Below are 17,412 nucleotides of genomic sequence, written 5' to 3' on the forward strand. Positions count from 1 at the left end.
TGATCGGACTGTGCGAAAAACTGATTTGTGGAGCTGGTCAATGTACGGAGTTGGCCGCCTGCGGCCTCTGAGCATAACGAATTACCAAGCGAGAAAAGTCACGCATTGTCACATCAACGTGAACGTCCGCTTCTGGCAGCACTCGGCGGCAGACCTTGCACCTGATTATCAACCGGCGCCCAGGCGCCCAGGCGCGCCAGTACGCCGTCGCCAAACAGCTGCTGAAACGGCAAATCCTTGCGCTGCGCATAGCCGATATAGCAGTCGCACTTGAAGCGCGGGCAGCTGCGTTCCTGCAGCATGTCGGCCAGCTCATCCTGGTACAGATTTCCCAGGCGCTCGGGCACGAAGTGGCAGCGCGTCAGCTCGCCGTTGCCGTCGACCGACAGCGCCGTCTCGCCGGCGTAACAGCCCTTGCCGCGTGAAGGCACGGGGCGGCGGTTCTGCAAAAACCACGGGTCGATTTTATCGAGCCAGGCCAGGTCTTCGGTGCTGTAATAGCCGGGGCCGCGCCGGTCGTAGGCGTTCAGCCACAGGTAGACGTGCGGCGGCAGCGCCGCGCGCAGCGCTTGAATCGCGTCGTAATGTTCATGCAGCGCCACCACGCCGACCGAATAGCGCACGCCCATGGCGTCCAGGCGCATGCAGCGCTCTAAAAAGCGCGCCAGCGTAACCTGGCCCGGGTGATACGTGCACCACAGGCCGATCTTTTCCAGCCCGTCCATGCCGACCAGCCAGTTCAGGGGGCCGGACAGATTCGTTTGCAGCGCCACCTGTTTCACGTGGGGCAGGGCCGCCAGGGTGTGCATGGCGCTGCGGTAGTGGCGCCGCACCAGCGCTTCGCCCCACGGCGTAAACAGCACGCTGATGGCGCGCTTCTGGTGAGAGACCCAGTCGGTGAAGCGGGCCACTTCACGCGCATCGCGCGCCAGCACGGCGCGACTGTCGCGCTTCTTGGCAAACGGGCAGTAGGCGCAGGCGTAATTGCAGCTCGATAGCGTGCCCCGGTACAGGAAGGACAAGCTCCCGGCTTGCGCTGTCAGCATGCCTGGCCGCTTTCGGCCATCAGCGCGCGCACCGTGTTCGATGCCAGCCAGGGACCGATGGTGTCGGCGTAGGCATAGCCCCGGTCATTGAGGCGCAGCAGCGGCCCTTCCTGCGTCACCAGTTCCAGTGCAAACAGTTCGGCCAGTTGCGGCAGGTCCGCCAGGTAGTCAGTGCCGAAACGGGTCAAGTACGCACCGCAGTCCAGGCCTGGCTCCGTCAGCAGCGACTGGATCACGTAGCGGCGCTGCTGGTCTTCCTGGCCCAGCAGATAGCCATGTTCGGCCTGTGCAAAGCGCGCCTCGTCCAGCGCCAGGTAGTTGTCGATAATGCCTATCGTCTCCGTGCGGGCCACCGCGTATTCGCTCGAATAGTGCAGCTGCGAGGTGTACGAACGCGCACCCGCGCCCAGGCCCACCATGCCATCGTTCTGGCAGCAGTAGGACGGGCCGGCGTCACTCGGCGCATGCGGCGCACGGAACATGCGCATCGACACCTGTACATAGCCTTGCGCGCGCAGATGGTCGCGCGCGGCCGCGTACAGCATCAGGCGGCTGTCGCCATCGCGCGCCAGCATGATGGGGTTCAGTGTCTCGGCGCCCTGGCGGCGCGCTATCTTGCCCAGGCCCGTTTGCTCGCGCACGTACAGCGGGTACAGATAGATTTCTTCCGGCTGGAACGCCAGTGCACTGTCGATCGAGGCCAGCAGGCTGGCCACCGTCTGCCCCGCAATACCGTAGATCAGGTCCAGATTCAAAGTCGGAAAGCCGGCCTCGCGGATCAGCGCAATCGCCTGGCGCACGGTGGAATTTTGCTGCGGCCGCGCCAGCGCGCGCATTTCGGCGGCGGCAAAGCTCTGGATGCCCAGGCTGACCCGGTCGATGCCGTGCGCGCGGCACACCGCCAGCCGCTCGGCCGTGATGGTCTCTGGCGAGGCTTCGATGCCGGCCGGAGTCTGCTGCAAATCGATGCCGAGGATGTCGCGCGCGCCGCACAGCAAGGTATCGAGCTGCGCCGCCGACAGATAGGTCGGCGTGCCGCCACCGAGCGCGAAGCGTGCAAAGCGCCGCTCGCCCAGGGCGCCGTCCATCGCGCGCATCTGCACCAGCACCTGCTGCACATAGCGCTCCACCATGTCGGCGCCGGGGCGCGCCATGGCGAACAGATTGCAAAAGCCGCAGCGCATTTCGCAGAACGGAATATGGATATACGCGAACAGGGCGGAGCGGTCCTGCTGCGCCCAGATCGGTGCCAGCGGCGTGGCTGGCAAGCTGCGGTAGGCCGCCTTGTGCGGATAGGAATACGAATACGCCTGGTAGGGCGTGTGGCGCATGCGCTGCGCCAGGGTACCCGGCTGTTCGGATGGATTCACGGTGCGGCTCCCTGGGAATGCGGTGGTGAAGATTCAATGAAAAAATGCGCGTACGGCACGTTCCAGACGCTGTCGTGCGCCACGCGGTGGCCACGGTAGCCGTCTTCGCCATAGGCGCTGCCGTGGTCCGAGCAGACGATGGCAAAGGTCGGCGCGCGCGCGGCGCAGGCGTCGAACAGCGGTGCCAGCGCGCCATCCACATAGCGCAGCGCGGCCGCGTGGCTGTCGAGATTATCAAGCCGGCAGCCGGGCAGGTAGGCACGGTTCGGCGTGTGCAACGCGGCCACGTTGATGAACAAAAAGGTACGTTGGGCGTTTTTCGCCAGCAGTTTGATGGCCAGCGCCACCTGCTTTTCGGTCGAATGGCGGCCCGCCACGCCCATGCCCGGGCTCCAGTGGCTTTCCTGGAACAGCGCCGGCAGCACCTTGCCCAGCGCGGTTTGTTTGTTGAAAAAACCCACGCCGCCGATGCAGACGGTGCGGTAGCCGCGCGCGGCCAGGGCTGCGGGGATGCTGGCTTCCTCGAACGCGAAGGTGCGTGGCGCGGTGGTCTCGCTGCCGGCAAACGCGCTGGCAAACAGGCGCGGGTGGCGGCCGGGCGCGGCTGGCGTTGGCAAAAAGCCGGCAAAGAAGGCCTGGTGCGCGGCGTAGGTAAAGGTGGCCGGCGAGTGGCGCCGTTCCCAGCCCGCAGCAGGCAGGAAGCGGCCCAGCACCGGCAATTCGCCGGCCTCGAACAGGGCCTGCGCCACATCGTGGCGCAGGGTATCGAGCGTAATGAAGACAATATCGTGGCTGCCCACGATGGCGTTCATGTCGGGCATGGCGGTGTCAGTCATGCTGGCTCAACATGTGCAGCTGCGCTGCATAGGTATGCATAGGTATCGCGCCCCTGCCACAACAGGCCAGGCAGCAGGTCGCCAAAGGCGTTCGCCTCGAGCACGTGGGCCTGGCCGCGGCGCACCACCAGGTCGTAGCCGGCCACGCCGCTGGCGGGAAAGGCCTGCGCCGCCTGCAGCACTGCCGCTTCCAGCGCCGCCATGTCCGCCTGGTTCAACAGGCTGGCGGCGTCGGCGCGCTGGTTGTCCAGGTGCAGATTGGTCATCATTTGCTTGCCCAGGCGCGCCACCCGGTGCGCGGGCTGGCCGGCAATCGCCACCACGCGCAGGTCGTAATGGCTGTCGCCGCAGCGTGGCTTGTCCAGCCAGGCTTCCGCATACAGTTCCTGCGCGGCCAGCGCGTCGACCAGGGCGGCGATATCGGCGGCTTTTTCATGGCGCGCGATGCGCTTGACATTGAACAGTCGCGTTTCGCCACCCACGCGCACCAGGCTGGCCGAGGTGGTGGCCTGCTGGCGGCCGGTTTTGTTCCTGCGATACGCCACCACGCCCGAGGCGGACGAGCCATAGCGCGGCTTCAGATAAACCCGATCGAGATCGTGTTCGCGCAGCAGCGACTGCAGATGATCGTAGCCATCGATACGTCCGAGCAGCGCGGGGATCGCCACGCCATGCTCGGCCAGGTGGCGCTGGCAAGTCAGTTTGTCGGTCATCAGGGTAATCTCGCCCGGCGTATTGACAACCTGTGCGCCGGGCAGGGCGTCCAGCTGGCGCGCCAAACGCACCATGGCGCTGGAAAAACCTGCAAACCAGGCATCCATCGCCAGCAGTTCGCCATGTTCGGGCGCACGCACGGGCGCGCGGCCAAGCAGGCGGCAGCCTTCGTGCAGCAGCTGCACATGCGCCGCCGGATCGTCGCCAGGCGGCTCGATCTTGAACAGGGTAGGCTGGTCGAGGGCGGCGTCGAGCAAGGATGGTTCGGCCAGCCAGTCGCGCCATTCAAGCACGTTTGCCGGCGGCAGGCCGAGTTGCGCGCGCGCCGCCTGCATCAGCCGCACGCGCTTGCTGCCTTTTGTCGCCAGCAAAATCATCGAGGACAAGACTACCCTCTTTACTCGCCGACGGCCACGTAGCGATACACTTCGCCATCGTCCTCGTCGTCTTCCTGCGGATCATCCAGCACGACCTCGAACGGCAAGGCCCCGAGTTTTTCCTGGTTCGCTTCCGAGATATAGTGGTGCGACAGGTCCAGGCGCGTCAGATTGCCCAGTTGCGTGCCGTGCAGCAGCGCTTCGGCGCCCACGTCGCCAAGCGTGCCGAGCGACAGGTCGAGGGTGGTGATGGTGGCCAGCAGCGGCTCGCCAGCCAGCCAGACGGCCAGTTCGTCGGCGATCTGCGCATCGCGCAGGCCAAGATAGCGCAGGGTGGGCGTGGCCAGTTGCGCCAGCACTTTGCGGTACAGCGCCACGTCGCCTGAAAAGCCGTAGTCGTCCGTGCCAAGCCACAGCTCCAGGTGTTCCAGCTTCGGCATGCTCGATTCGCTCAATGCCTGCGCGATCTTTTCATCCAGGCCACCGGATTCGATGGTGAAATTGCGCAGGTTCTGGTGCGCGAACGGTTCCAGCGTCAATTCATTGCCGCCGCGGATGCGCAGTTCTTCCAGCAGCGGGAAGGCGTCCAGCAGTGGCTTGTAGCTGCCTTGCACGATCCATGAAATTTCGCATTCCTCGTACGTCATGTCGCCGATAAACAGCGCGCGCAGCTTTGGCAGCTGCGGCGCATGGCTTGCCAGCGCGGCGATCACCTCGTCGGCGCCCGCTTCGTACGGGTCGCCCCACATGCCGATGATCAGGGCTTCGAGCGTCGCCTTGTCGGCCTTTTCCAAAAAGGCGGCGATCAGGTCCGGCATCTTGCGCTCGTCGTCGTATTCGAGCGACAAGCGGTACACCACCTCGGGGGACGGATCGAAGGCGATATCTGCGTCGTACTGCACGACTTTCTTGCCGTGGAAGGTGGTGGTGCTGTCGGAAATGGTCATTGCGCAGGCTCCATGAAAGGCATTGGAAATATTATCTATTCCAAAATCTTAGCATGGGCGCAAGGGCTTCTTGCACACCGCTGGACAGAATCTAGCGGTGGATCACCACCAGCAAAGCCTTGCCTTCGGTCTTGCCCAGGTTGCGTATGGTGTGCGGCTGGTCGGCCGGATAGCGCGCGGTGCCGCCGTTCTTGACCTTTTTTTTCGCCGCTCCCACTTCCAGTTCCAGGTTGCCGTGGATGACGGTCAAGTGTTCGGTGGTGCCCGGGTCATGCGGCTGCGACGCCAGTTCGCCACCCGGCGCCAGGGTCACTTCATACCATTCATATTTGCCGGCCAGTTCCATCGGCCCCAGGATGCGCAGCACGTAGCCGGCATGGTCGCCGGGCAGGGTGGGGGTCTCGTGGGCGTCGGTGACGCGAATGGTTTCCACGGCTTTTTCGGCGCTGGACAGCAATTCGCCGATCTGCACGCCCAGCGCGTTGGCCAGGCGCCAGGTAATGGCGATGGTGGGGTTGGCTTTTTCGCGCTCGATCTGCGACAGCATGGACTTCGAGACGCCCGCAATACGCGACAAATCCTCCAGTGTCAGGCCGCGCGCCAGGCGCAACCGTTGCAAGGTGGCGCCCACTTCGGGCGGAGAATTGGTCGAAACACTGGTTTTCATCGGCGGCTGGCTTGCAAAGTTCAATAGGCTTGGGTAATATCCATTATATTGAATTTTAGTTCGACATAGTGGATTTCAAGGGTGGTTCAGGAAAAACGTGTAAACTCCGAACCACGGCCCAAGGTACAGCATGCGGCGTACACCGGTCAAGCAGCGGCTTTTCCCCTATGGCGGCAACCCAACACGGACACAAGGATCATCATGAGCGAGCAAGCGAAGAACACCTTTTTCAGCGGTCTGCAACAGAACCTCGATCAACTGCGCCAGCAGGGCTTGTACAAGCCCGAGCGCGTGATCGCCTCGCGCCAGGGCGCTGAAGTGGTGTGCGACGATGGCCGCACCCTGATCAATATGTGCGCCAACAACTACCTGGGCCTGTCGGGCGACCTGCAAACGCAGGCAGCGTCGATTGCAGCCACAGAAAAATACGGCTATGGCCTGTCGTCGGTGCGCTTTATCTGCGGCACGCAAACCGTGCACAAGGAACTGGAACAGGCGATTTCAAGTTTTCTCGGCACCGAAGACACGATCTTGTACGCCGCCGCGTTCGACGCCAACGGCGGCGTGTTCGAGCCGCTGTTTGACGAGAACGACGCCATCATCTCGGATGCGCTGAACCACGCATCGATTATCGACGGCATCCGCCTGTGCAAGGCCGGCCGCTACCGCTATGCGCACAACGACATGGCCGACCTGGAAGTGCAGCTGCAGGCCGCGATTGCCGCCGGCAAGCGCCATAAAGTCATCGTTACCGACGGCGTGTTCTCGATGGACGGCACGATCGCCCAGCTCGACAAGATCTGCGACCTGGCCGACAAATACGATGCGCTGGTGATGATCGACGAATGCCACGCTTCGGGCTTTATGGGCGCCACCGGCCGCGGCACGCACGAACACCATAATGTAATGGGCCGCATCGACATCATCACGGGCACGCTGGGCAAGGCCCTGGGCGGCGCCATGGGCGGCTTTACCTCGGCGCGCAAGGAAGTGATCGACACCCTGCGCCAGAAGTCGCGCCCTTATCTGTTCTCGAACACCCTGGCGCCATCGATTGCCGGCGCTTCGCTGTCGGTACTGGAGCGCCTGGCCAAGTCGACCGAACTGCGCGACCGCCTGCACGAGAACACGGCATTTTTCCGCAGCGAGATCGAGCGCATCGGCTTTACCATCAAGCCGGGCACCCATCCGGTGGTGCCGGTGATGCTGTTCGACGCACCGGTGGCGCAGAAATTTGCCGCCCGCCTGTATGAGCTGGGCGTGCTGGTGACGGGCTTTTTCTATCCGGTGGTGCCGATGGGCCAGGCGCGCGTGCGGGTGCAGCTGTCCGCTGCCCATACCCGCGAGCAGCTGGTGACGGTGCTGGCAGCTTTCGAGCAGGCTGGCCAGGAACTCGGTCTGATCAAGACCGCTACAAACTAATAACAGAGTCTAGGAAAACAGCATGGAACGCATTTTAGTCATCGGCGCAAACGGCCAGATCGGCAGTGAACTGGTCGGCGCGCTGGCGCAGCAGCACGGCGCGGACAACGTCATCGCCAGCGATATCGGCGCCAAGAACGTCTACGAAGCCAAGCGCTATGCGCAGCTGAACGTGCTTGACAAGGACGGCCTGGCGCAGATCATCGCCACCGAAAACATCACCCAGGTGTACCAGCTGGCGGCGATGCTGTCGGCCACCGGCGAAGCGGCGCCACTGAAGGCCTGGAGCCTGAACATGGATGGCCTGCTCAACATCCTGGAGCTGGCGCGCGAACGCGGCGAGGCGGGCAAACCGCTGCGCATCTTCTGGCCGTCGTCGATTGCTGCCTTCGGCCCGAACACGCCGCAGGTGAATACGCCACAGATGACGGTAATGGACCCGACCTCGATGTACGGCATCAGCAAACTCGCTGGCGAACGCCTGTGCGAGTACTACCACGCCAAGTACGGCGTCGACGTGCGCAGCATCCGCTACCCGGGCATCATCAGCTACAAGTCGCCTCCGGGCGGCGGCACCACCGACTACGCCATCGCGATTTTCCATGCGGCGCTGCGCGGCGAGCGTTATGACTGCTTCCTGAATGCGGCCACCACCTTGCCGATGATCTACATGCCCGACGCCATCCGCGCCACCATCGAGCTGATGGATGCGCCGGCGGAATCGATCAAGATCCGCTCCTCGTACAACGTGGCCGGCGTGTCGTTCAACCCGGAGCAACTGGCGCAAGCCATCACCGCCAAAGTCGCCGATTTCAAGATCGGCTACACGCCGGACAGCCGCCAGGCGATTGCCGACAGCTGGCCGCAAAGCCTGGACGACAGCACGGCCCATGCGGATTGGGGCTGGACGGCCAGCATCGGCGTCGAGCAGATGGTGGCCGACATGCTGGCCAATGTCGATGTCGGGCAGTCGGAAAAAGCTGCCTGAACACAGAGTCAGCGGCACTATAAAACACGATAAAAGTAAAGAGACAAGCAATGGATATGAGCGTATTTGACCTGTTCAAGATCGGCATCGGGCCGTCGAGTTCCCATACGGTGGGGCCGATGGTGGCGGCGCGGCGCTTCCTGGTCGAATACGGCCCCCTGGATAACGTCATCGGCGTGGAAGCCGCGCTGTATGGCTCGCTGGCGCTGACCGGCGTCGGTCACGCCACCGACAAGGCCGTGATCCTGGGCCTGATGGGCGAAACGCCGCAGGACGTGGCGCCCGACCAGGTCGACAGCAAGCTGGCCGCCATCGAAGCGGCTGGCGAGATTGCGCTGTTGGGCACGCACGTGGTGCCGTTTACGGCGGCGACCGGCCTGCTGTGGCACAAGAGCGAGTCCTTGCCCGAGCATCCGAACGGCATGCGCTTTACCCTGAAGCTGCTTGATGGCACGCGCGTCGACAAGGTGTATTACTCGATCGGCGGCGGCTTTATCCGCGAGGCGGGCGAAGTGCCGGTGCCGGCGGCGCCTGGCGCGCAACCGGTGTTCCCGTTTGACACCATGGATCAGTTGCTGGCCCATGGCGTGGCCAGTGGCCTGTCGATTCCGGACATGCTGCGCGCGAACGAGGGCGTGCGCCGCAGCGAGGCCGAATTGAACGAAGGCCTGGACCGCATCTGGCACGTGATGCGCGAGTGTATCGCGCATGGCCTGGACACCACCGGCAATCTGCCCGGTGGCCTGAATGTGAAGCGCCGCGCGGCCAAGCTGTGGCGCCAGGCGCAGGACGCAAAAGCGTCCGACAACCGCGCCAACGACCTGCCGCACGATGCCGTGCACCTGGTCAGCCTGTATGCGATGGCCGTCAACGAGGAAAACGCGGCCGGCGGCAGAGTGGTGACGGCGCCGACCAACGGCGCGGCCGGCATTATCCCCGCCGTGCTGCGCTACTACGCCGAGGATTGCCGTCCTAGCGATCCGGTTGGCGGCGTGCGCCGCTTCATGCTGACGGCCGCCGCGATCGGCATGCTGTGCAAGCGCAATGCGTCGATCTCGGGCGCCGAAGTGGGCTGCCAGGGCGAAGTGGGCGTGGCCTGCGCAATGGCGGCGGCCGGCCTGGTGGCGGCGCTGGGCGGCAGCAATGAACAGATCGAAAACGCGGCCGAAATCGGCATCGAGCACCACCTGGGCATGACCTGCGACCCGATCGGCGGCCTGGTGCAGATCCCCTGCATCGAACGCAACGGCATGGGCGCCGTGAAAGCCATCACCGCCGCCTCGCTGGCCCTGAACGGCGACGGCACGCATTTCGTCAGCCTCGACGAAGTGATCGAAACGATGCGCCAGACGGGCGCGGACATGCAGGACAAGTACAAGGAAACGTCATTGGGGGGGCTGGCCGTGCACGTCATTACCGTCAACCACGCGGCTTGTTGAGGCGCTGGTGGTTGTCGGATTACGGCCTGCGGCCTAATCCGACCTACGGTATGACGCACTCAGCGGGTCGGCGTAGGTCGGCTTAGCGCTACGCGCGTAAGCCGACATCACCACGAACCATCACTCCTCCTCAAACAACTGATCCAGCCTCCGCGGATAATTGTTCAAAAAATCGCGCGTCACCGCATAATGCTCGGTGTCTTCATACGCCACCTCGTGGATGCCGCCGCCTGTAAACATGAAAATCTTCGCATGCGGGTAGGCCAGCAGAATCGGCGAGTGGGTGGCGATGATCAGTTGCGAGTCGTCTTTCACCAGCTGGTGGATTACCGACAGCGCCGCCAGCTGGCGGCTCGGCGACAACGCCGCCTCGGGTTCGTCCAGCAGATACAGTCCTTTTCCGCGCAGCTTGTTGAGCATGGTGGCCATGAAGGCTTCGCCGTGCGACTGCGCGTGCAGCGACTTGCCGCCGTAGCTGGCCAGGTATTCCGGCATTTCGTCCATATAGCTGGCGACATTGAAAAAGCTCTCGGCGCGCAGAAAGTAGCTGTCGTCCGGCTTCTTGTAGCTTTTGCTCAGGCGCAGATGTTCATGCAGGCCCGAGACTTGGTCCGATACGGCCGTGATGCGCACGCTGCGTGTGCCGCCATCCTTGCCGAAACCCAGCGCCACGGCCAGCGCTTCGAGCATGGTCGACTTGCCGCTGCCGTTCTCGCCGACGAAAAACGTCACATCGCGATGGAAATCCATCTGCACGAAGTCGCGAATGGCCGGGATGGTAAACGGGTAGCGTTCCAGATCGACCACGGCGTCCGGCCGCAGCGCGGCGCTTTGCAGATAGGGCTTTTTACTGATGGTCATGGCGTCTCCCGGGCAAGCCTCGAATCGGTTATGCAAGCGAGTGTGGCGCAAATTGCACGCGTGCGCCAGCATGGGGGCCCGGTTTCTTGACCTGCGAACCGCGTGCGATGGCGCGAGCAGGGCGGCTGGCACTATAATATCGGCTCGTTTGCCATTATTTTCACCGCTATCAGCTCAACTGGACTCTACTCTCATGCACTATGTGTCTACCCGCGCTGACAAAGCGCCATCGCAATCGCAACAGTCGCAACAATTTTCCGACATCCTGCTGGGCGGCCTGGCCCCCGATGGCGGACTGTATCTCCCTGAACACTATCCGCAAGTCAGCGGTGCCGAGCTCAATGCCTGGCGCACATTGTCGTATGCCGACCTGGCATTCGAAATCCTGAAGAAGTTCGCCACCGATATCCCGGAAGCGGACCTGAAGGCGCTGACCGCGAAGACCTATACCAAGGCGGTTTACCGCAATGCCCGCGCTGGCGAAAACGCCGCCGACATCACGCCGCTGCGCGTGCTCGAAGAAAACCTCGTCAAGGGCGGCTCGACCACCCTGATCCTGCAAGCGCTGTCGAACGGCCCGACCCTGGCGTTCAAGGACATGGCCATGCAATTGCTGGGCAACCTGTTCGAATACACGCTGGCCAAGACCGGCGCCGAACTCAATATCTTTGGCGCCACTTCCGGCGACACCGGCAGCGCCGCCGAATATGCGATGCGCGGCAAGAAAGGCATCCGCGTCTTCATGCTGTCGCCGCACAAGAAGATGAGCGCCTTCCAGAGTGCGCAAATGTTCAGCCTGCAAGACCCGAACATCCACAATATCGCCATCGAAGGCGTGTTCGACGACTGCCAGGACATGGTGAAAGCCGTGTCGAACGACCTGCCGTACAAGGCGAAACAGAAGATCGGCACCGTCAATTCGATCAACTGGGCGCGCGTGGTGGCGCAGGTGGTGTACTACTTCCGCGGCTACTTGGCGGCGACCACCAGCAATGATCAAAAGGTGTCGTTCACGGTACCTTCGGGTAACTTCGGTAATATCTGCGCCGGCCATATCGCGCGCATGATGGGCCTGCCGATCTCGAAACTGGTGGCTGCCACCAATGAGAACGACGTGCTTGACGAATTCTTCCGCACCGGCGTCTACCGTGTGCGCAAGTCGTCCGAAACCTACCACACCAGCAGCCCGTCGATGGATATTTCCAAGGCCTCGAACTTCGAGCGCTTCGTCTACGACCTGGTCGGCCGCGACAGCGCGCGCGTGAAAGCCCTGTTTGCCAAGGTCGATACGCATGGCGGTTTTGATTTGTCCGGCAAACCGGGCAGCGACGGCGACGAATTCAAGCAAGTCGCCAAGTATGGCTTCAAGTCGGGCAAGTCGACCCACAAGGACCGCCTCGACACCATCCGCGACGTGGCCGACGACTACGGCATCACCATCGATACCCACACGGCCGACGGCATCAAGGTCGCGCGCGAGCACCTGGAGGTGAATGTGCCGATGATCGTGCTGGAAACGGCGCTGGCGGCCAAGTTCAACGAAACCATTCTTGATGCCTTGGGCGTGGACGCGGAACGCCCGGCAGGCTTCGAGAACATCGAAGACCTGCCGCAAAAATTCGTCGTGATGGACACCGACGTGGCCAAGATGCAGGCGTATATCGCCAAGCATACGGGACTGTGATGGCGGACGTTACCGAACGCAAGCCGATGCTGTCGGTGGCCGAGGCGCTGGCCTTGATGGCCGCCTCCGCCAGGCCGGTGATCGATGTCGAGCTGGTCGACACCATGCACGCCAACGGCCGCGTGCTGGCGGCCGCGCAAACCTCAACCCTGAACGTGCCCGAGCGCGACAACACGCAGATGGACGGCTATGCCGTGCGCGCGCTTGACTGCGCCAGTGGCGCGGCCAGCTTGCCGGTGTCGCAGCGCATCGCAGCCGGCCATGTGGGCCAGCCCTTGCAGCCGGGGACGGCGGCGCGTATCTTTACCGGCGCCTTGATACCGGAAGGCGCCGATTGCGTGGTGATGCAGGAGCAGTGCACCTTGAGCGACGGCGTGGTCACCATCGACCATCTACCGCAGGCGGGCGAATGGGTGCGCCGCCAGGGCGAAGATATCCGCGCCGGCAGCGTGATCCTGGAAGCGGGCCGGCGCCTGCGCAGCCAGGAAATGGGCCTGGCCGCGTCGGTGGGACTGGCACGGCTGCCGGTGCTTCGCAAACTGCGCGTGGCGCTGTTTTCCACCGGCGACGAGCTGGCCATGCCGGGCCAGCCTTTGCCACCCGGCGCCGTCTACAACTCGAACCGCTTTACCTTGCGCGGCTTGCTGGAAAGCCTCGGCTGCGAGATCGACGACCTGGGCATTGTGCCCGACACCCTGGACGCCACGCGCGCCGTGCTGTTGCGGGCGGCGCAGGGCAGCGATTTGATCATCACCTCGGGGGGCGTATCGGTCGGCGAGGAAGACCATATCAAGCCGGCGGTGGAAGCGGAAGGGCGTTTGAGCATGTGGCAGATCGCCGTCAAGCCGGGCAAGCCGCTGGCGTTCGGCGAAGTCGAGCAGGCCTTTTTTGTCGGCCTGCCCGGCAATCCGGTGTCGAGTTTTGTCACTTTCCTGCTGTTCGTGCGGCCGTTTATCCTGCGCTTGCAGGGTGTGACCGGCAGCGTGGCACCGCGCAGCTACCAGCTGGCGGCCGCCTTCGAGCGCACCAAAGCCGACCGGCGCAACGAGTTCCTGCGCGCGAAAATCAACGACGAGGGCGAGTTGGAACTGTTCGCCAACCAGAGTTCGGGCGTGCTGACCTCCACCGTGTGGGGCGACGGCCTGATCGACTGCCCGCCGGGTCTGTCAATCGCGCGCGGCGACCTGCTGCGGTTTATCCCGTTTAACGAATTGTTGTATTGAAGGAGCAGGTTTTGAAGATACAGTTGCGTTTTTTTGCCAGCGTGCGCGAGTTGGTGGGCACAGGCCAGGAAATGCTGGAGCTGCCGCAAGCGACCACCACCGTGGGCGAGCTGCGCGCCGTGCTGGTGGCGCGCGGCGGCAACTGGGCCGACGCCCTGGGCGAAGGCAGGCTGCTGCGCACGGCGCACAACCAGCTGATGTGCAAGGCTGATACGCCAGTCGCCGATGGTGATGAAGTGGCGTTTTTCCCGCCCGTGACGGGCGGGTGACAGGCGCTTAGCGCCGCTTGACCGGATTGGTCGCATCGCTGCAAGTGGCGCATGCGATCGCCTTGCGGAAGCGCCAGTATTTGGAGCCGATAAAGATCGCCGAGGCCACCAGCGACCAGGCCAGCGCGCTTAAAATGTCGGCCTGGCTGGTGCTGCCCTTGCTGTACTCGACCACGGTCAAGATGATGAATAAAATGCCGCTGGCCAGCAAATAGCGGGAAATCCAGAAACCTGCACCCATGTCACTCTCCTGTATTTTATCGTCGTAAAAGCGGTTGTATGGCCGTTTCTCGCTTCAGTATGCACTAATTTGCGGCCTGGTTGCCATCTGGCGGCCATATCTCGACTAAAATGCCGGGGTTTTCATCGCCGCCTTGCTTGCCCATGCCTCCTGTTCCTTCCCCTGTTTTTCGTGTCGCCGTGATCGGTGGCGGCCCCGCCGGGCTGATGGCCGCGCAGGCCGCAGCTGGCAGCGGCGCGCAGGTCGAGCTGTTCGACGCCATGCCGTCCGTCGGCCGCAAATTCCTGCTCGCTGGTCGTGGCGGCATGAATATCACGCACGCGGAAGGCTACCAGAGCTTTGTCACGCGCTATGGGCGCCAGTCGCACCGGCTGCGCCCCGCGCTTGACCAGTTCGGCCCGCAGCAGGTGCGCGACTGGGTGCATGGACTTGGCGTGGATACTTTTGTCGGTTCGTCGAACCGCGTCTTCCCGACCGACATGAAGGCCGCGCCGCTGCTGCGCGCCTGGCTGCACCGGCTGCGCGAAAGCGGCGTGCAATTTCACATGCGCCACCGCTGGACCGGCTGGCAGGACGGCCAACTGGCTTTCGACACCCCCGACGGCGCGCGCCTGCTGGCGTTTGACGCCGTGATCCTCGCGCTCGGTGGCGGCAGCTGGGCCAGGCTGGGCTCGGACGGCGCCTGGGTGCCGCTGTTGCAAGGGCAGGGCGTGACGGTGGCGCCGTTGGTGCCGGCCAATTGCGGTTTCGATGTCGACTGGAGCGAACATTTTGCAAGTCGGCATGCGGGCGAGCCTTTGACGACGGTGGCGATTACCGCGATGGATATCGATGGCTTGATGGTCAAGCGGCAAGGCCAGTTCGTGATCACGGCCGGCGGCGTCGAGGGCAGCCTGATTTATGCGCTGTCGGCGGCGCTGCGCGAGCAGATCGCGCGTGACGGCAGTACCACCATCTGGCTCGACCTGGCACCCGACCACAGCCACGAGCGGGTGTTCGATGAAGTCACGCGCCCGCGCGGCGCGCGTTCGATGTCCAGCCATCTGCAAAGCCGGCTTGGCATCAGGGGCGTGAAGTCAGGCCTGCTGCGCGAATGCGTCAGTGCGGCCGACTTTGCCGACCCGGAAAAACTGGCGCGCGCCATCAAGCTGCTGCCGGTAACGCTCAGGCGCCCGCGCCCGATCGACGAGGCCATCAGCAGCGCCGGCGGCGTGTCTTTCGATGGCATCGACGGCAGCATGCTGCGCGCCATGCCGGGCGTTTTTGTCGCCGGTGAAATGCTGGACTGGGAAGCGCCGACGGGCGGCTATCTGCTGACGGCCTGCCTGGCCGGCGGCAAGGCGGCGGGGGAACAGGCGGTGGCGTGGCTGCAAGGCCACCGCCAGTAACACATCAATGCCAGGTAATCTCCCCCGATCCCGTGCGCTGTGCGTCGCGCTGGCGCGGGTTGCCGTGCACGTGGATATCGCCGCTGCCGCGCAGGGTCAGCTTGGCGTTCTCGCGCACGAAGACGGTGCTTTCGCCCGAGCCTTGCAGGCTGACATTGGCGGTGTCCGAGGCCAGGTGTTCGGCGTCGATATCGCCTGAGCCGCTCAGCTCGGCATTGAGCACCTTGCTGTTGCCGCTGGCGCTGATGCGGCCCGAACCGATCATTTCCAGGGTCACTTTGTCGCTGTTGCCGCCGTTGATGTCGAGGTTGCCGCTGCCGTTGACACTGGCTTCGACCTGCTTGTAGCGCCCGGTAAAGCTGATATCGCCCGAGCCGGCCAGTTCCAGCGTGAACTTGTCGCCGCTGAAACCGGTGATACGGCTGTTGCCGGAACCGTGCACTTCGACGCCTGTCAGCGCCGGCAGCACCAGCTCGACCTGCAGCGGCTGGCGGTGGTGGAACAGCATGCCTTTCGGGCCGATATGGATGGTGGAGCCGTCGACGGTGGTATCCACATTGGCCAGCAGGCGCTGTTCGCCGCTGACTTTCAGGGACGCGGTGGCGCCGCGGCGCAGGGTCAGGTCGATCGGGCCGTTCAGGTCGATATGCGTGACCGCAGCGGAAATCGGGCGGGTGTCGGCGCGCACGGCGCGGCCGGCAGAACTGCTGGGGTTGCTGATACCCTTGGCGCGCAAGGCCGTGTAGGACAGGGCGATCAGTACCAGGGCCAGCAGGAACATGGACAGGCCGACTTTGAACAGGCGTTTCATGGCGTGTCTCCTTAATGACCTTTGAGCAGGGAAATATTCATCGCGATATAGCGCCGGATGCCGATCAGGGTGTAGCGGCTGACAACCAGGCTGAGCAAAAACAGCGCAATGCCAGCGAGCACCATGCCCATGCCGAACAGGGTTTGCGTGGTGCGTGCATCCTGGTCCAGGTCGGTATAGATATGGATGCCGCTGCCGGCCAGCGCCTCGGCCCGCTCGATCACGCGCGACGATGGGGATGGCGGGCTGTCCGGGGCCGTGCCGACCGGGCCGGGCAGATGGTCGATCTCGATGCCGGCATCGCCTATGGTGATGCGGGTCTGGCGCTGGTCGTCGCCTTCGCCGCCATCGTCATCATGGATCAGCATGTAGCGCAGCGGGCCGTCCAGCACCAGTTCATTGGCGCCCGACAGGCCACTGGCCGTGATGGCAATGCCGGCCAGGTAAAAGCTCAGGCCCAGCGCATACAAGGTTGCCAGCAGCGCCGCATAGACCGCGGCCGGTATCACCATGAACAGATTGAAGATGGCCAGGCCAGCCAGCGAGACCAGCAAGCGCAGCAGGTTGACGGGATTTTTTTTCTGTTCGAATGCCCGGCGCTGCATGCTGGCGCGCAGGGTGAGGGCGATTTTTTTCGGATCGCCCAGGTCCTGTGCGATTTCATCAACGCTGCGCCCGGCCGCCCGGCCTTCGTTGAAGCTCTGCTCATAATAGCTCATGGTCTTGGCGACCAAGTCTGGCGGCAGGCCTGCCAGCGCGCGCCGCAGCGCGTCGAGATAGTCTTGTTGATGCATGATGTTTCCTGTGCGTTTCGTTTCCACTGGCAGCCAGCTTAGCCCAGCGCCGGCAGCAACATGCTTGCCTGGCTCAGCATCAATGGCGCGTGCTGCGCCGGGTGGCCTTGCTGGGTGCCGGCCACGATTGCCAGCGCCAGCGCCACGAAGCCCAGCAGCAGCACGGTTTTGCAAGCGGTTTTGAATGGCGTGGTGTTCATGGTGTTCCCCTGATAGTTTGCGTGTGTGGCTTGTAGCCGATGATGTGACTGTATCCAAACCAGCTGGTGCGCACCAGCGCAGTGCGACAGGCTGCACAAATCAAGGGGTCAGCGACGCCAGAGGGCGATATGTGG

General features: G+C 63.6%; 18 protein-coding genes. 7 read left to right on the forward strand and 11 right to left on the reverse strand.

Features of this window, described 5'->3' with window-relative positions; all coding sequences use genetic code 11:
- Window positions 1-113 precede the first annotated feature (113 nt).
- The 6 genes from AC0Z42_RS17285 to AC0Z42_RS17310 all read right to left on the reverse strand — a co-directional run bounded on the left by AC0Z42_RS17285 (window position 114) and on the right by AC0Z42_RS17310 (window position 5,957).
- Complete coding sequence (locus AC0Z42_RS17285; RefSeq protein WP_485469434.1) at window positions 114-1,046, reverse strand: STM4011 family radical SAM protein; 933 nt, start codon at window positions 1,044-1,046, stop codon at window positions 114-116.
- Window positions 1,040-2,416: an STM4012 family radical SAM protein gene (locus tag AC0Z42_RS17290; RefSeq protein WP_485469435.1), complete on the reverse strand. Its 1,377-nt coding sequence runs from the start codon at window positions 2,414-2,416 to the stop codon at window positions 1,040-1,042. The genes AC0Z42_RS17285 and AC0Z42_RS17290 overlap by 7 nt, the downstream gene beginning before the upstream one ends.
- A complete protein-coding gene (locus AC0Z42_RS17295) occupies window positions 2,413-3,252 on the reverse strand; it encodes an STM4013/SEN3800 family hydrolase (RefSeq protein ID WP_485469436.1) in 840 nt (279 codons plus the stop codon). The genes AC0Z42_RS17290 and AC0Z42_RS17295 overlap by 4 nt, the downstream gene beginning before the upstream one ends.
- On the reverse strand, window positions 3,249-4,343 hold the full coding sequence (locus tag AC0Z42_RS17300) for an STM4014 family protein (RefSeq protein ID WP_485469485.1): 1,095 nt from the start codon (window positions 4,341-4,343) through the stop codon (window positions 3,249-3,251). The genes AC0Z42_RS17295 and AC0Z42_RS17300 overlap by 4 nt, the downstream gene beginning before the upstream one ends.
- Before the next feature lie 20 nt (window positions 4,344-4,363).
- Window positions 4,364-5,290 carry an STM4015 family protein gene (locus AC0Z42_RS17305; protein WP_485469437.1) on the reverse strand — a complete coding sequence of 309 codons (927 nt, stop codon included), beginning with the start codon at window positions 5,288-5,290 and terminating at the stop codon, window positions 4,364-4,366.
- A gap of 91 nt (window positions 5,291-5,381) precedes the next feature.
- On the reverse strand, window positions 5,382-5,957 hold the full coding sequence (locus AC0Z42_RS17310) for a helix-turn-helix domain-containing protein (RefSeq protein WP_092797454.1): 576 nt from the start codon (window positions 5,955-5,957) through the stop codon (window positions 5,382-5,384).
- Between the two features lie 201 nt (window positions 5,958-6,158).
- On the opposite strand from AC0Z42_RS17310, the gene kbl reads away from it, so the two are divergent.
- Genes kbl through AC0Z42_RS17325 form a run of 3 tightly spaced genes read left to right on the forward strand, consistent with a single transcriptional unit; the run spans window position 6,159 to window position 9,806 of the window.
- Window positions 6,159-7,379, forward strand: coding sequence for a glycine C-acetyltransferase (gene kbl / locus AC0Z42_RS17315; RefSeq protein WP_485469438.1), 1,221 nt, complete (start codon window positions 6,159-6,161; stop codon window positions 7,377-7,379).
- Window positions 7,380-7,401: 22 nt separating this feature from the next.
- Window positions 7,402-8,367 carry an NAD-dependent epimerase/dehydratase family protein gene (locus AC0Z42_RS17320; RefSeq protein ID WP_485469439.1) on the forward strand — a complete coding sequence of 322 codons (966 nt, stop codon included), beginning with the start codon at window positions 7,402-7,404 and terminating at the stop codon, window positions 8,365-8,367.
- Window positions 8,368-8,417: 50 nt separating this feature from the next.
- A complete protein-coding gene (locus AC0Z42_RS17325; protein WP_485469440.1) occupies window positions 8,418-9,806 on the forward strand; it encodes an L-serine ammonia-lyase in 1,389 nt (462 codons plus the stop codon).
- 120 nt (window positions 9,807-9,926) lie between these two features.
- On the opposite strand, the gene AC0Z42_RS17330 is transcribed toward AC0Z42_RS17325, so the two are convergent.
- A complete protein-coding gene (locus AC0Z42_RS17330) occupies window positions 9,927-10,667 on the reverse strand; it encodes an AAA family ATPase (RefSeq protein ID WP_485469441.1) in 741 nt (246 codons plus the stop codon).
- Between the two features lie 193 nt (window positions 10,668-10,860).
- Here AC0Z42_RS17330 and thrC point away from each other — a divergent pair, with 193 nt between their 5' ends.
- Genes thrC through moaD form a run of 3 tightly spaced genes read left to right on the forward strand, consistent with a single transcriptional unit; the run spans window position 10,861 to window position 13,843 of the window.
- Entirely contained in the window at window positions 10,861-12,351 is a 1,491-nt protein-coding gene (thrC, locus tag AC0Z42_RS17335) for a threonine synthase (RefSeq protein ID WP_485469442.1), read from the forward strand.
- The gene (locus tag AC0Z42_RS17340) at window positions 12,351-13,574 is read left to right on the forward strand and encodes a molybdopterin molybdotransferase MoeA (RefSeq protein WP_485469443.1); all 1,224 of its coding nucleotides are present in this window, start codon (window positions 12,351-12,353) and stop codon (window positions 13,572-13,574) included. Before thrC ends, AC0Z42_RS17340 begins: the two co-directional genes overlap by 1 nt.
- Window positions 13,575-13,585: 11 nt before the next feature.
- The gene (gene moaD / locus AC0Z42_RS17345; protein WP_485469444.1) at window positions 13,586-13,843 is read left to right on the forward strand and encodes a molybdopterin converting factor subunit 1; all 258 of its coding nucleotides are present in this window, start codon (window positions 13,586-13,588) and stop codon (window positions 13,841-13,843) included.
- Window positions 13,844-13,850: 7 nt separating this feature from the next.
- Here moaD and AC0Z42_RS17350 read toward each other — a convergent pair whose 3' ends face one another.
- Complete coding sequence (locus tag AC0Z42_RS17350) at window positions 13,851-14,084, reverse strand: hypothetical protein (protein ID WP_485469445.1); 234 nt, start codon at window positions 14,082-14,084, stop codon at window positions 13,851-13,853.
- A gap of 143 nt (window positions 14,085-14,227) precedes the next feature.
- Between AC0Z42_RS17350 and AC0Z42_RS17355 the strand changes: the two genes are divergently transcribed.
- On the forward strand, window positions 14,228-15,472 hold the full coding sequence (locus tag AC0Z42_RS17355) for a TIGR03862 family flavoprotein (RefSeq protein ID WP_485469446.1): 1,245 nt from the start codon (window positions 14,228-14,230) through the stop codon (window positions 15,470-15,472).
- A gap of 4 nt (window positions 15,473-15,476) precedes the next feature.
- On the opposite strand, the gene AC0Z42_RS17360 is transcribed toward AC0Z42_RS17355, so the two are convergent.
- From AC0Z42_RS17360 to AC0Z42_RS17370, 3 genes are read right to left on the reverse strand one after another with little or no spacing between them, the layout of a single operon-like run.
- Window positions 15,477-16,283: a head GIN domain-containing protein gene (locus AC0Z42_RS17360; protein ID WP_485469447.1), complete on the reverse strand. Its 807-nt coding sequence runs from the start codon at window positions 16,281-16,283 to the stop codon at window positions 15,477-15,479.
- Between the two features lie 11 nt (window positions 16,284-16,294).
- Complete coding sequence (locus AC0Z42_RS17365) at window positions 16,295-17,077, reverse strand: DUF1700 domain-containing protein (RefSeq protein ID WP_485469448.1); 783 nt, start codon at window positions 17,075-17,077, stop codon at window positions 16,295-16,297.
- A gap of 38 nt (window positions 17,078-17,115) precedes the next feature.
- Complete coding sequence (locus AC0Z42_RS17370) at window positions 17,116-17,277, reverse strand: hypothetical protein (RefSeq protein ID WP_485469449.1); 162 nt, start codon at window positions 17,275-17,277, stop codon at window positions 17,116-17,118.
- Window positions 17,278-17,412 lie beyond the last annotated feature (135 nt).

It is taken from the genome of Janthinobacterium sp. 1L-D-8-B-C4, from assembly GCF_057291295.1.

Bases quoted from the DNA above. Each gene is read 5' to 3' on its own strand.
- AC0Z42_RS17325 (WP_485469440.1), top strand. From the start codon at position 8,418: ATGGATATGAGCGTATTTGACCTGTTCAAGATCGGCATCGGGCCGTCG.
- AC0Z42_RS17320 (WP_485469439.1), top strand. From the start codon at position 7,402: ATGGAACGCATTTTAGTCATCGGCGCAAACGGCCAGATCGGCAGTGAA.
- AC0Z42_RS17350 (WP_485469445.1), bottom strand. From the start codon at position 14,084: ATGGGTGCAGGTTTCTGGATTTCCCGCTATTTGCTGGCCAGCGGCATT.
- AC0Z42_RS17330 (WP_485469441.1), bottom strand. From the start codon at position 10,667: ATGACCATCAGTAAAAAGCCCTATCTGCAAAGCGCCGCGCTGCGGCCG.
- AC0Z42_RS17370 (WP_485469449.1), bottom strand. From the start codon at position 17,277: ATGAACACCACGCCATTCAAAACCGCTTGCAAAACCGTGCTGCTGCTG.
- AC0Z42_RS17310 (WP_092797454.1), bottom strand. From the start codon at position 5,957: ATGAAAACCAGTGTTTCGACCAATTCTCCGCCCGAAGTGGGCGCCACC.
- thrC (WP_485469442.1), top strand. From the start codon at position 10,861: ATGCACTATGTGTCTACCCGCGCTGACAAAGCGCCATCGCAATCGCAA.
- AC0Z42_RS17340 (WP_485469443.1), top strand. From the start codon at position 12,351: ATGGCGGACGTTACCGAACGCAAGCCGATGCTGTCGGTGGCCGAGGCG.
- AC0Z42_RS17355 (WP_485469446.1), top strand. From the start codon at position 14,228: ATGCCTCCTGTTCCTTCCCCTGTTTTTCGTGTCGCCGTGATCGGTGGC.
- AC0Z42_RS17360 (WP_485469447.1), bottom strand. From the start codon at position 16,283: ATGAAACGCCTGTTCAAAGTCGGCCTGTCCATGTTCCTGCTGGCCCTG.
- kbl (WP_485469438.1), top strand. From the start codon at position 6,159: ATGAGCGAGCAAGCGAAGAACACCTTTTTCAGCGGTCTGCAACAGAAC.
- AC0Z42_RS17300 (WP_485469485.1), bottom strand. From the start codon at position 4,343: ATGATTTTGCTGGCGACAAAAGGCAGCAAGCGCGTGCGGCTGATGCAG.
- AC0Z42_RS17295 (WP_485469436.1), bottom strand. From the start codon at position 3,252: ATGACTGACACCGCCATGCCCGACATGAACGCCATCGTGGGCAGCCAC.
- AC0Z42_RS17305 (WP_485469437.1), bottom strand. From the start codon at position 5,290: ATGACCATTTCCGACAGCACCACCACCTTCCACGGCAAGAAAGTCGTG.
- AC0Z42_RS17365 (WP_485469448.1), bottom strand. From the start codon at position 17,077: ATGCATCAACAAGACTATCTCGACGCGCTGCGGCGCGCGCTGGCAGGC.
- AC0Z42_RS17285 (WP_485469434.1), bottom strand. From the start codon at position 1,046: ATGCTGACAGCGCAAGCCGGGAGCTTGTCCTTCCTGTACCGGGGCACG.